13 protein-coding genes are annotated in these 12381 nt (G+C 62.0%); 5 read left to right on the top strand and 8 right to left on the bottom strand.

Features of this window, described 5'->3' with window-relative positions:
- Nucleotides 1-170 precede the first annotated feature (170 nt).
- A complete protein-coding gene (locus MON38_RS09980; protein ID WP_241936025.1) occupies nucleotides 171-1004 on the bottom strand; it encodes an alpha/beta fold hydrolase in 834 nt (277 codons plus the stop codon).
- Between the two features lie 235 nt (nucleotides 1005-1239).
- Between MON38_RS09980 and MON38_RS09975 the strand changes: the two genes are divergently transcribed.
- Both MON38_RS09975 and MON38_RS09970 read left to right on the top strand, forming a co-directional pair.
- Nucleotides 1240-1806, top strand: coding sequence for a hypothetical protein (locus MON38_RS09975; protein WP_241936024.1), 567 nt, complete (start codon nucleotides 1240-1242; stop codon nucleotides 1804-1806).
- A gap of 9 nt (nucleotides 1807-1815) precedes the next feature.
- Nucleotides 1816-2571: a hypothetical protein gene (locus tag MON38_RS09970; protein ID WP_241936023.1), complete on the top strand. Its 756-nt coding sequence runs from the start codon at nucleotides 1816-1818 to the stop codon at nucleotides 2569-2571.
- A gap of 13 nt (nucleotides 2572-2584) precedes the next feature.
- On the opposite strand, the gene MON38_RS09965 is transcribed toward MON38_RS09970, so the two are convergent.
- On the bottom strand, nucleotides 2585-3376 hold the full coding sequence (locus tag MON38_RS09965; RefSeq protein ID WP_241936022.1) for an energy transducer TonB: 792 nt from the start codon (nucleotides 3374-3376) through the stop codon (nucleotides 2585-2587).
- A gap of 103 nt (nucleotides 3377-3479) precedes the next feature.
- On the opposite strand from MON38_RS09965, the gene MON38_RS09960 reads away from it, so the two are divergent.
- Nucleotides 3480-4844, top strand: coding sequence for a dipeptidase (locus MON38_RS09960; protein WP_241936021.1), 1365 nt, complete (start codon nucleotides 3480-3482; stop codon nucleotides 4842-4844).
- A gap of 78 nt (nucleotides 4845-4922) precedes the next feature.
- Here MON38_RS09960 and MON38_RS09955 read toward each other — a convergent pair whose 3' ends face one another.
- From MON38_RS09955 to MON38_RS09940, 4 genes are all read right to left on the bottom strand, one after another.
- Nucleotides 4923-5513, bottom strand: coding sequence for a porin family protein (locus tag MON38_RS09955; protein WP_241936020.1), 591 nt, complete (start codon nucleotides 5511-5513; stop codon nucleotides 4923-4925).
- Between the two features lie 95 nt (nucleotides 5514-5608).
- A complete protein-coding gene (locus MON38_RS09950; RefSeq protein ID WP_241936019.1) occupies nucleotides 5609-6205 on the bottom strand; it encodes an outer membrane beta-barrel protein in 597 nt (198 codons plus the stop codon).
- Nucleotides 6206-6372: 167 nt separating this feature from the next.
- Nucleotides 6373-6951: a porin family protein gene (locus MON38_RS09945; RefSeq protein ID WP_241936018.1), complete on the bottom strand. Its 579-nt coding sequence runs from the start codon at nucleotides 6949-6951 to the stop codon at nucleotides 6373-6375.
- 158 nt (nucleotides 6952-7109) lie between these two features.
- Complete coding sequence (locus MON38_RS09940; RefSeq protein ID WP_241936017.1) at nucleotides 7110-7700, bottom strand: porin family protein; 591 nt, start codon at nucleotides 7698-7700, stop codon at nucleotides 7110-7112.
- Nucleotides 7701-7945: 245 nt separating this feature from the next.
- Between MON38_RS09940 and MON38_RS09935 the strand changes: the two genes are divergently transcribed.
- Both MON38_RS09935 and MON38_RS09930 read left to right on the top strand, forming a co-directional pair.
- On the top strand, nucleotides 7946-9019 hold the full coding sequence (locus MON38_RS09935; protein ID WP_241936016.1) for an acyloxyacyl hydrolase: 1074 nt from the start codon (nucleotides 7946-7948) through the stop codon (nucleotides 9017-9019).
- A gap of 143 nt (nucleotides 9020-9162) precedes the next feature.
- The gene (locus MON38_RS09930) at nucleotides 9163-9849 is read left to right on the top strand and encodes a DUF2306 domain-containing protein (protein WP_241936015.1); all 687 of its coding nucleotides are present in this window, start codon (nucleotides 9163-9165) and stop codon (nucleotides 9847-9849) included.
- On the opposite strand, the gene MON38_RS09925 is transcribed toward MON38_RS09930, so the two are convergent.
- Nucleotides 9791-10825, bottom strand: a complete 1035-nt coding sequence (locus MON38_RS09925) for a quinone-dependent dihydroorotate dehydrogenase (protein ID WP_241936014.1) — start codon at nucleotides 10823-10825, stop codon at nucleotides 9791-9793. The genes MON38_RS09930 and MON38_RS09925 overlap by 59 nt on opposite strands.
- 6 nt (nucleotides 10826-10831) lie before the next feature.
- Nucleotides 10832-12367 carry a YifB family Mg chelatase-like AAA ATPase gene (locus MON38_RS09920; RefSeq protein ID WP_241936013.1) on the bottom strand — a complete coding sequence of 512 codons (1536 nt, stop codon included), beginning with the start codon at nucleotides 12365-12367 and terminating at the stop codon, nucleotides 10832-10834.
- Nucleotides 12368-12381 lie beyond the last annotated feature (14 nt).

Below are 12381 nucleotides of genomic sequence, written 5' to 3'. Positions count from 1 at the left end.
GCCCGCCCCAAACGCCAGCGCGCCCCGTTCGCCGGCCTGGCCCGCGCAAGCGGGCGGCCGGAAAACGGGGCGCGGAGGGCAAACAAATGGGCCGTTTCGACGCTGGATGAATCCGGGGAAATCGTTCTGACGACTTCTCTCAGATTGCTCCGGCGGCAGAATGACCGCCTTTAGCCGGGCAGCAAATCCTGCTGCAGGAAGGCATCGATGGCGGCCAGCGTTTGCTGCGGGGCGCTGAGGTGGGGGCAGTGCCCGCCGGTTTCAATCACCGAAATGCGGCTGTCGGCCAGCTGCTCGTTGATGTAGTGGCCCACGGCCAGCGGGGCAATCACGTCGTGGGCTGACTGCACCACCAGCGTGGGCGTGCTCAGGAAGGCCAACTCGGCGCGGGTGTCGGAGAGGAAAGTGACGCGGGCAAAGTGCCGGGCAATTTCGGGGTTGGTGCGCACGAAGCTGTTGGTGAGCTCCATCACCAGCTCGGGCGACTCGTCGGCCCCCATCATCACCGGCGAAATGCCCTGCGACCAGCCGTGGTAGTCGGCATCCATGGCTGCCAGCAGCTCGTTGATGTCCTTCTGCTCAAAACCACCGGCATAGCCCTGCTCGTTGATGAAGCGGGGCGAGGGCGAAATCAGCACCATTTTTTTGAAGCGCTGGGGTTCGCGCACGGCCGCAATCACCCCAATCATGGCCCCCACGGAATGGCCCACGAATACTACGTCGTAGAGGGCTAGGGTGCGCAGCACGTCGAGCAGGTCGTCGGCGTGGCCGGCCAGCTGGCCGTGGCGCTCGCGGCTGTATTCGGTCAGCGCAGAGCCGCCGGCGCCCACCAAATCGAGCTGCACCACCTGGTAGTCGGGCTCGAAGTGGGGCACCAGCAGGCGCCAGCTGGCCTGGTCGGCTCCCAGGCCATGCAGAAACACCATAGCGGGCGTGCCGGGCCCGCTGGCACCGGAAATCGTGACGTTGCTGCGCTCCAGAATAGCAGTAGCGGAAAGATTCATACAGGAAAAACGAATGGGGTTAATAAAGTAGCCGCGCGACAACGGCGGCCACCATGTACGGCTAAAATAGTGAATGGTATTGAATGAATGAAAAATGGCATCAATGATGAAGTTTTTCTATATAACCTAACGGCAGTATTCAGGGCCGGCCTGGTGGTTGGTTGCGCGGTGAGCCGCAGCGCTTATAGCGGGTAACCGAGGCAATTCCGTGCTGCTGCCGTATTCTTGCCGGTATATGCTGCGTCTCTTCGTTTTGCTGCTATTGGCTTTGCCCGCTGCCGCCCAGCGCTACGATGTGCGGCTGGGCACCCCACCCGCCGGCTTTGCCTGGCAGCCGCTGCCCGACACCAAAGCCGCGCTGCCGCTGCCCGCCGGCTGGCACTACCGGGCCGAGGGTACCAAAGCCGCGCCCACCTACTACCTCACATCCGAGCCCGTGGGCGAAAGCGGGGAGTTCAGCACTGGTCTCTCGCTGCAGGTGGTGCGCAAGGCCACGGCCCGCACCCGCCACGCGGCCCCCGAATACGCCGAACTGCTAATGCTGCGCACTGGCTTCGGCCCCGGCCGGCAGCGGCTGGCCGATACGGCGGCCGTAGCTGGCCCGTGGCACCGCCGGGCCGTGCGCTACCGCGAAACCGCCCCCGATGCCGAGCCCCGCATCGTTTACCAGCTGGCGCTGGCCAATGCCCGCACCGACACACTTTATCTGCTCACCTTCGAAAGCTCCGAAAAGGAGTGGCCCGCCGCCTGGCAGCTGGGCGCCATCATGGTGCGCGAGTGGGTGCTTGATTCGCGGCAGTAACTTCCTGCAATGAAACCTCAACTACTCCTTGCGCTGCTGTTTGGCTGCTTGCTGGCTGCCCGGCCTGCCGGCGCCCAACTTCCTGCCCGCGCTGCTTTTGCTTCCGACGAAGCAATGGCCCGGCACCAGGCAGCATTTGCGGCCGTGGTGCGTAAGGCTGGTTTGCGCACGCCCGCCGCCACGTACTACAAATACCGCATCGACGTGACCAAAGAAGATGCCTTGCGGCGCGCTGGCTTCGACCTACGCGCGATGGATGGGCGCATTCGCATCGATGGGCCGGGTAGCTTCCAGGAGTCCTCCTTGTTCGCCGACGTGGTGGTGCGCGGCACGGTGCTCAGCCTCGTCACCGATTCGAGCCGTGGCGTCTGCTACCATTCGGCCTACCGGGTGCGCGTGGCCGAGACCTGGCAAGGGAAAGCCAATACTATCGTAACAGTGCGGCTTTTTAGCGGGCCATCAGGCAATAGCAACGTGAACGTTAGCGAATCGCCGAAGCTCCAGGTGGGTGAGGATGCCATTCTGCACTTGCGCTACGTCGACTTCACCGAGGATGAAGAAGCCAAAAAGCGCGGCCTCGTTCTCTGTGCCAACAACGCGGTTCCCGGCGACTTTGGCCTGCTGCTAGCCTCGACCGTGCGCGGTGATGAGGTGCTGGACCACTACGGCCAGCGCCCCCTGGCGAAATTGACCGACCTGCGCCGCCAGCTCCAGCGCATTGCCGCCATTCTCGACAAGGAGCACTTCTATCAGAAAGCTTTTTAGCCCGCAGCTCCGGCTACATCCCAAACAGCAGCGGCGCGGTGTAGGCCACGGCCACCGGGCAGCCGTTCTGGCGGCCGGGCCGGAACTCGGGCAGCTGGCGCACGGCCGCCAGCGCCGCTTCGTCGCAGCCGTGGCCGATGCCCTGCATCACCTGGGCGTCGCGCACCTTGCCATCGGCTCCCACCACAAACCGGACGTATACCCGGCCCGCCACCCCCGCCGCCCGCGCCGCCGCCGGATACTCCAGGTGCTGCTGAATGGCCGCCACAATGGCTGCGCCGCCGCCGCCGGTCAGCAGCTGGGGCATTTGCTCGGCGTAAGCGTACACGCGGTTGGGGCCGGCGGTGTACATCTTGGACGGCGGCGGGTTGGGGTAGCGAATGGTGAGGCCCATGCGCACCGCCACGGGCTTGCCCTCGCGCAGGGCCGGCTGCAGGCGCGGCAGGCCGGCCACCGCCGCCAGCACGGCCGCAGATGCCGCTGCGGGCGCGGGCTCGTAGCCCACGTACTGCCGAATACCGGCCTCTCGGGCCTTGCCGGCGGCATCGACTACGAACTCGACATGCACTTCGCCGTGCGGGTCGGTGCGGAGGAAGTCGGCCGGGTACACGGCCCGGCTCTGGATGAGCTCGGTGGCGGTGAGCACGTCGAACGAGCAGGGCGTTACTTCGTCGGCCGAGTACACTTTTTCCGGCGCTTTGGCGGCGGCGGGCCGGGTGGCCGGGCGGGCTTTGGTTTGGGCGGCGGCGGGAGCCAGTCGCGCCAGTCCGCCAACGAGAAGCAGCGCCGCGAATAGGGTTTTCATGGCCCGAAGATAGCCGCCGGGCGGGCCGCCTGCTGCAACGTTCCGGCGCGGGCCGCTACTTTTACCCCCGCATTCCCAACCCCCGCTTAATCCCCCGCTCCGCATGGCCCAGTACCTCGCCGACAACCAAACCCGCTTCCTGAACGAGCTGATGGACTGGCTCCGCATTCCGTCTGTTTCGGCCGACCCCAAGTTCCACGCCGACGTGCTGAAAGCCGCCGACTTCCTTAAAACCCGCCTCGAAGAAGCCGGTGTGCAGCACGTCGAAATCTGCCCCACGGCCGGCAACCCCATTGTGTACGGCGACTACATCGTAAGCCCCGAGGCCAAAACCGTGCTCGTGTACGGCCACTACGACGTGCAGCCCGCCGACCCCTACGAGCTGTGGACCTCGCCGCCCTTCGAGCCGGTGATTAAGGACGAGAAAATCTACGCCCGCGGTGCCTGCGACGACAAAGGCCAGGTGTACATGCACGTCAAGGCCTTCGAGATGATGATGCGCGACGGCCAGGGCGGCGTGCCCTGCAACATCAAGTTCATGTTCGAAGGCGAAGAGGAAATTGGCTCCAACAACCTCGAAATCTTTGTGAAGGCCAACAAAGAGAAGCTGAAAGCCGACGTCATCCTCATCTCCGATACCGGCATTCTGGCCAACGACGTGCCCAGCATCGAAGTGGGCCTACGCGGCCTGAGCTACCACGAAGTGACCGTGACCGGCCCCAACCGCGACCTGCACTCCGGCCTCTACGGCGGCGCCGTGCAGAACCCCATCAATGCCCTGTGCGAGATGATTGCCAGCTTGCACGACGAAAATGGCCACATCACCATCCCCGGCTTCTACGACAACGTGGACGAGCTGAGCGCCGACGAGCGCGCCGAAATGGCCAAAGCCCCGTTCTCGGAAGAGGAATTCAAAAAGAGCATCGGCCTGCCCGACAGCTACGGCGAAAAGGGCTACTCCAGCATGGAGCGCACCAGCATCCGGCCCACGCTCGACGTGAACGGCATCTGGGGCGGCTACACCGGCGAGGGCGCCAAAACTGTCATCGCCTCGCAGGCCCACGCCAAAATCTCCATGCGCCTGGTGCCGCACCAGACGTCGGATGAAATCACGGCCCTGTTCCGGAAACATTTCGAAAGCATCGCGCCGCAGGGTGTGACGGTGGAAGTGCGCCCCCACCACGGCGGCGAGCCCGTCGTCACGCCCACCAACTCGGTGGCCTATAAAGCCGCCGCCGATGCCATGGAAACCACTTTCGGCAAGCGCCCGGTGCCCACGCGCGGCGGCGGCTCCATTCCCATCGTGGCCATGTTCAAGTCGGAGCTCGGCCTCGATACCGTGCTGCTCGGCTTCGGGCTCGATTCGGACGCCATCCACTCGCCCAATGAGCATTTCGGCGTTTTCAACTTCCTCAAAGGCATCGAAACCATTCCGCATTTCTACCGCAACTACGCGGCCGCGAAATAGCTTTTGAGGCTGCCCAACCAAGCAAAAGCCCGGCTTCCGCAGTGGAGGCCGGGCTTTTGCTTGGTTATTCCGTTCAACTTAGCCGCCAAACGAGTAAGTGAGGTAGAGCTGGAACGCGCTGTTGCGCACGTTGTTCTGCACCGTCACGTTGCCAGTCGTGTAGGCCTTGGGAATGTTGGTAATGCCGCCGTTGTAGCGCAAGCCAATGCCCAGGCCGGTTTTGCGCTGGTAGCCCAACCCAGCCAAGTAGCCGAAGTCAACCGCATTAAACCCGCTCTTGATATCGGTAGAAGTATTGGCCACTTTCTGCTGCGCGGCTACCAGAAACCCGACCTGCGGCCCCGCCTCGAAAAACAAGCCGTTGGCATTCACATGAAAGGCGAGGGGCACGTCCACGTAGTGCAGGCGGTTTTTGAAGTCCGTGATATTGGGGTTGGAACCCTTCTGCGAGTAAATAATTTCGGGCTGGAAGGCGAAGAGGTTGGTAAGCCCGATATTGGCAAACACGCCCGCGTGGAAACCAAAAATATACTCCTCGTTAAAAGTCTGTTTTCCAACAAAGTTGGAATAAGAAGCGCCCGCTTTCAGGCCCAGCGACACGTCGCTCTGTGCCCGCGCGGCGCTGCTCAGGCCAGCCACCAGGGCCAGCGTATATAATATTTTTTTCATCAGGCGAAGCAATAAGGTACCCTGCAAAGCTACGCCCGGCACGCAAAAGCCCGGTTTCCGCGCGGAAACCGGGCTTTTGCGTGCTATCGCGGCAGCTACTTGTTGCCGCCAAACGAGTAGGCCAGCACCACCCAGATGTTGCTGGTCTTGTACTTGCCCGAGCCCAGCACGGTGGTGGCATCGCTCTTGAACACGTTGCTGGCACCGCCGTCGTAGCGCACGCCCAGCGACGGGCCGTGGTTGAGCTGGTAGCCCAGGCCCACGAGGTAGTTCAGGGCCACGCTGTTCACCTGGCCTTTCACGTCGGCTCCGTCTTCGTTCACGGCCTTCACGGGCACATCCAGCTCGGGGCCGGCCTCGAAGTACAGGCCATCGGCGTGGTAGCGCAGCAGCAGCGGCACGTTGATGGACGACACGTCGCGGTTCAGGCTGGCCGTGGCGTCGCTGTTGGTGTCGTAGTAGCGCATCGAGTACAGCAGCTCGGGGTGAAACGAGATGACTTCGGCCAGGTACACGTCGGCGTTCAGGCCGGCCTGGTAGGCCGAGTGGCCGGTCGACTTGTAGTTGTTGTTGTCGAGCAGGCGGCTGCGGCCGTAGGCCAGCGAAATGCCCACGGTGGTAGCCGGAGTCTGGGCCTGCGCGGCACCAGCAGCAGCCAGTGCCAAGGCCAGCGAAAGAAACGTCTTTTTCATGATGAAGGATTGGTGAAGATATTGATAGTCAGCGGTAAATGCCTGGCTGCTTGAGCCGGGGCGTATACTACGGTATCCCTCATTAAGTTGCTGAACATAGCTTTTGGGCACAAAAAAGCCTGGCTTCTACGCAAGAAGCCAGGCTTTTAACAATGCAGCAGAAACGCTTATTTACCGCCGAACATGTAGCCGACGTACAGCTGGAAAGCGCTGTTGCGGGCGTTGACGGTTTTGCCGGCAACATCCTTGAAGGCCGAAGTGATGCCCCCATTGTAGCGCAGGCCAAGCATCGGGCCCGTTTCGAGCTTATAGCCCAGGCCAACGGCATAGCCAAAATCCACCGATTTGAAAGCTTCTTTGATGTCCATATCGTTCGTGCCGTCGGTCACCTTGGCCGAAGCCAGGAAACCCAGCTGCGGGCCAGCCTCGAAGAACAGGCCATCGGCGTTGTACTGCAGCATCACCGGTACATCGATGTAGTTCAGGTTGACTTTGTTTTTGCTGTTGTCCGGGTCCTGGTAGCCTTTCATGGAAAAGAGCACCTCGGGCTGCAACGACAGGGCATCGCCGAATGCCAGGTTGGCTACAAGCCCGCCGTGGAAACCGAATTTGCTGGACGTGCTCGACACATCCGAGCCCGACATGTTGGTGAGCGAGCCGCCAGCCTTCAGGCCGATGCGTGCTTGAGCGTTGGCGGTTGCAGCGATGCCGGCAACGAGCCCAAGGGATAGAAGTACTTTTTTCATGTCTCTAAGATGAAGAAGGGTTAAATGCGGCGCAAAGCTAACAGGAAATATGGATGTTATAGAAGATTGAATATGTAGAATACCGTACGGCGGCACCAGCACACAAAAAGCCCGGCTTCGTGCGAAACCGGGCTTTTTGTGTGCTGGTGCCAGCGAAATTATTTGCCGCCGAACAGGTAGCCCAGCTGTACTGAGAATACGCGGTTGCGCTGCTGGTCGTTAGCGCCGTCGTCTTTGCCCACGCTGTTGATGTCGCCGTTGAAGCGGCCTTCAATGCTCAGGCCCGAATCGAGCTGGTAGCCCACGGCGGCTACGTAGCCAAAGGCGAGTTTCTGGTAAGCGTCGTTGTTGAGTTTAACTTCGTTGCCGTCGCCGTCCGAAAGCTTCACTTTGGCCAGGTAGCCCACCTGCGGGCCGGCCTGCAGGAACGGGCCCTTGCCATCGGCCAGCGTGTAGCGGAACATGATGGGCAGCTCGATGTAGTTCAGCTTAAAGTTGAAGTCGGTGCCCTTCAACTCGGTGCCCTTTTGCGAATACAGCAGCTCGGGCTGAATTGAGAGGGACTGCGACAAGCCAATGTTGGCCGCCAAGCCGCCTACTGCGCCAAACTTGTACTTGGCGTCTCCCACGTTGTCGCCGGAGAAGGTGGTGTAGTTAACACCAGCTTTTACGCCAAAGCGGGTGGTTTGGGCATGGGCAGCGCTAGTAAGGCCCGCAAGCAGGGCCAGCGATAGGATGACTTTTTTCATCGTGATAGGAAACAATTGGGATAAAGTGAATTCTGAAGCAATTCTGGAGGCTGCTCCAGAAACAGGGCTTATATCGCTGAGCTGAAGAGGAGGGTTGCGAAAAAAAGCAATTATTTACCTCTTCATAATGCCTTCATCTTCCCGGTAAGGCCATCATCGTATTTTTGAGACTGACTAACACAGGTTTTATGGAGGCACGGCTGGCAGGCAGCACGTTGATAGCTGCGGCGCTTTGTGTGGGGGCATTGGCCCCTGCTCGGGCACAATCGGCCGATTCGGTCAGGGGGCAGGGGGCAGGCGGTGCGCCCTTTGTGGTGGGAGCCTATGCGCAGGGCAGCATCATCATGGCGCACACCTACGCCATTCGGCACCTGGTGGCTTCGCATCCCACGGGCTTCGAGGTGAATCTGCAGCGCCAGACCACCGGGGCCGCGCCCTGGCACGGCTGGTATAAGTTTCCGAAAATTGGCGTGGCCCTCACGTACTACGACTTTCATAATCCGGTGCTGGGCTATGCTTTCGCGGCCAGCCCCTACATCAGCAAGTCGTTTTCGCGCGGCCCGAAGCACGATTTCAGCTTTCGGCTGGGGGCCGGGCTGGCCTACCTCACCAACCCCTACAACCAGGAAACCAACCACAAAAACACCATCGCCAGCTCGGCCCTCAATGCCACGCTGCAGTTCCGGTTCGAGTACGACTATGCCCTCACGCCGCACCTGGGCCTGCTGGTGGGCGCGGGCCTGAACCACTACTCCAACGGGGCCACCACCAAGCCCAACTTCGGCGTGAACCTGCCTTCGCTGGTGCTCGGCCTGAACTACTACCAGCAGCGGCATCCGGTGCAAGCCAACGCCAATGCGCCCGCACCGGCCGAGGTCGGCCACCTCTTTTACAACGTGAGCACCAGCCTGGGCTTCAAGCAGCGCACCGAGGGCGACAAACAGAAGTATTTGGTGAACTCCGTAACGCTGGCCGTGGGCCGGCGCATGAACCGCAAATCGAACCTGTTGCTGGGCCTCGAGGGCTTCAACGACCGCAGCCTGAAAGCGACGCTGAACGACACCACCCGCGCCGGCGGCACCCAGCCCGACGTAAAAAAGGCGGGCATCTTCTTGGGCCACGAGCTGCTGTTCGGCCGGCTGGCGTTCGATTCGCACTTGGGTTTTTACATCTACGCGCCCTACAAGTCGAGCACGCCCTACTACGAGCGGCTGGGCCTGAAATACCATTTTACCAACCTGCTGTTCGGGGCCGTGGACTTGAAAATCCACCGCGGCGCGGCCGACGTGATTGAGTTCAAAATTGGCGCGAAGCTGTAGCAACGAACCGCGGCCACTTCACTTCTTCGGCCGCTGCTGACGCTTCGGCCGCATCAGCCGTCGTTTCGGCTTTCTCTGTTTGGTACGGTCAGTTCCGGGCTCCAATTTTCGACTGCGGTTCAACAATAGCCGCGCTCGCCGCCATGGAAACCTTCTTCGCCCTCAACCGCTACCTGCACATTGCCGCCGGCTTCACCGGTTTTTTCGTGGCCCCGGTGGCGCTGGCGGTGCGCAAGGGCGGCCGGGCACACCGCCGCTGGGGGCTGGTGTTTTTCTGGGCAATGGTGGTGGCGGGCAGCACGGCCATGGTGGGTTCGCAGCACATCCACAGCACGTTTCTGCTACTCACAGCGGTGTTCAGCCTCTACATGGCCGGCTTCGGCTACCGCTCGTTGTTTTTGAAGCAGCTGGCCTGGGATGCTCGCGTGGCAGTATTCGATTGGGCAGTGGCGGGCGTGGGGCTGATAGTGTTTGCGGGCACGGTGGCTTACGCGGTTTTCACCCGGAATATTCCGGTCGGGGTGTTTGGCTTTCTCGGTGCGGCCACGGCTTTCCGCCAGTTGCGCGGCTACGCCAACGCCGGGCACTGGACCAAAACCCAGTGGCTACTGAACCACATTTCGGGGTTCTTGGCCTCCTACATCGCAGCGGTGTCGGCGTTTTCGGTCACCAGCCTGCATTTCATTCCGCGCACGGTTGGGTTTCTGTGGCCTACGGTGCTGGGCGTGCCACTCATCATCTGGTGGCACCGGCGGGTGCGCGGGCAGCGCGCTAGCCTCGCACCAGGCTCCGGTTTATCCGGCTCACCAGCGCCGGCCCTTCGTAAATAAAGCCGGTGTAAAGCTGAATGAGCGAAGCGCCCGCATCGAGCTTCTCCCGCGCATCGGCCGCCGAATGAATGCCGCCCGCACCGATAATGGGCAGCCCGCCGTCGGAATTCCGGTGCAGGTAGCGGATGACTTCCGTGGCCCGCGCCCGCAGCGGCCGGCCGCTCAGGCCGCCCGCGCCCAGGCTGGCTACGTAGGCCGGCGCGGTGCGGAGGTTGTCGCGGCTGATGGTAGTATTGGTGGCCACCAGCCCGCTCAGCCGGGTTTCGCGGGCAATTTCCAGAATGTCGTCGAGCTGCGAATCCGTCAGGTCGGGCGCGATTTTGAGCAGCAGCGGGCGCGGCGTGGCGCGGGCTAGGTTGCGGGCCTGCACCTGCTGCAACAGCTCAATCAGCGGCTTTTTTTCCTGCAGCTGGCGCAGGTTGGGCGTGTTGGGCGAGCTCACGTTCACCACGAAGTAGTCGACCACCTCGGCCAATGCCTCAAAACCGGCCACGTAGTCGTCGGCGGCGCGCTCGTTGGGCGTGTCCTTGTTTTTGCCGATGTTGCCGCCGATGATGAGCTGGCGGTTGCGTCGCCGGGCCAGTCGGGCCGCCACCACGGCCGCCCCGTCGTTGTTGAAGCCCATGCGGTTCACCAGGGCCTCGTCCTGCGGCAGCCGGAACAGGCGCGGCTGTGGGTTGCCGGGCTGCGGCCGGGGCGTCACCGTCCCGATTTCCACGAAGCCGAAGCCCAGCGTGGCCAGCTCATCGGTCAGGGCCGCGTTCTTATCAAACCCCGCCGCCAGCCCTACCGGGTTCGGGAATTTCAGCCCGAAAACCTCGCGCGCCAGGCTCGGGTGCTGAAAATCGTACAGCGCCCGCAGCAGCGCCGGCGTGCCCGGTACCCGCGCCGCCCGGCGCAGATTATCGAAAACGAGGTGGTGGGCGCGCTCGGCGTCGAGGTTGAAAAGCAGGGGTTTGACGAGAGATGTGTACATAAGGGGTTAGCCGGCCCAGCCCTCCCGGTCGAGGCTGCGGTACTGAATGGCTTCGGCCAGATGGTTAATTTCGATGGCATCGGTGCCGGCCAGGTCGGCAATGGTGCGGGCCACTTTCAGAATGCGGTCGTAGGCGCGGGCGCTCAGGCCGAGGCGCTCCATGGCCGTTTTCAGCAGCTGCCGGCCGTCTTCGCTGATTTGGCAAATGTCCTTCACCATTTGCGGCGGCATCATGGCGTTGGAGTGGATGTCGACATAATCCATAAACCGCTTTTCCTGCACCTGGCGGGCCTTATCCACCCGGGCCTGAATGTCGGCGCTGGTTTCCGATTTGCGCGATTCCGTCATCTGGTCAAACGTCACGGGCGTGACTTCGACGTGCAAATCAATGCGGTCGAGCAGCGGTCCGCTTACCTTGTTCAAATATTTCTGCACCACGCCGGGGCCACACACGCATTCCTTCTCGGGGTGGTTATAATAGCCACAGGGACAAGGGTTCATGCTGGCTATCAACATGAAGTTGGCCGGAAACTCAATGCTGAGCTTAGCCCGAGCAATGGTCACGCGGCGCTCTTCCAGCGGCTGGCGCATCACCTCCAGCACCGTGCGCTTAAACTCAGGCAACTCATCGAGAAACAGCACGCCGTTGTGCGCGAGCGAGATTTCGCCCGGCTGCGGGTTGCCGCCGCCGCCTACCAGCGCCACGTCCGAAATGGTATGGTGCGGTGCGCGGAAGGGCCGCGTGCTCAGCAGCCCGCCGCCCGCCAGCTTGCCGGCTACGGAGTGAATTTTGGTGGTTTCCAGCGCCTCCTGCATGCTCAGCGGCGGCAGAATGCTGGGCAGGCGCTTGGCCAGCATGGTTTTGCCCGCGCCGGGCGGGCCAATCATAATCACGTTGTGGCCGCCGGCCGCCGCGATTTCCAGCGCCCGCTTGATGTTTTCCTGGCCCTGCACGTCGGCAAAGTCGGCCGTGTACTTGTTCACCGTGTGCTGAAACAGGTCGCGGGTATCGACTACGGTGGGTGTGATTTCCAGCCGGCCTTCGAAAAAGTCGATGGCCTCCTGCATGCTGCCCACGGCAATCACGTCCAGATTGTTCACAATGGCGGCTTCCTCGGCATTCTCCTTCGGCAGCACAATGCCTTTGAAGCCTTCCTTGCGGGCCTGAATGGCAATGGGCAGCACGCCCCGAATGGGCCGCAGCTCGCCATCGAGCGCCATTTCGCCCATAATCACGTATTCGGGCAGGCGCTCAGTCGTCAACTGCTGCGAGGCGTGCAGAATGCCCAGTGCAATGGGCAGGTCGTAAGCCGCGCCTTCCTTGCGGATGTCGGCCGGGGCCATGTTCACCACCGTTTTGGTGCGCGGCATGCGGTACCCGCGAAACTTCAGCGCCGCCTCAATCCGCTGCTGACTCTCCTTGATGGCGTTATCCGGCAAGCCCACCACGTTGAACCCCGTCCCCGCCGAAACCACCACTTCAATGATGATAGTGTAGGCATTCACGCCCTGCACGGCCGAGCCGAAGGTTTTGGTAAGCATGGTAGGGATTAGGG

The organism is Hymenobacter cyanobacteriorum (assembly GCF_022631375.1).
In the GTDB taxonomy this organism is placed as follows: Bacteria; Bacteroidota; Bacteroidia; order Cytophagales; family Hymenobacteraceae; genus Hymenobacter; species Hymenobacter cyanobacteriorum.
Note: the sequence above shows the minus strand (reverse complement) of the source record. Positions and strands in the feature narration are given on the sequence as shown.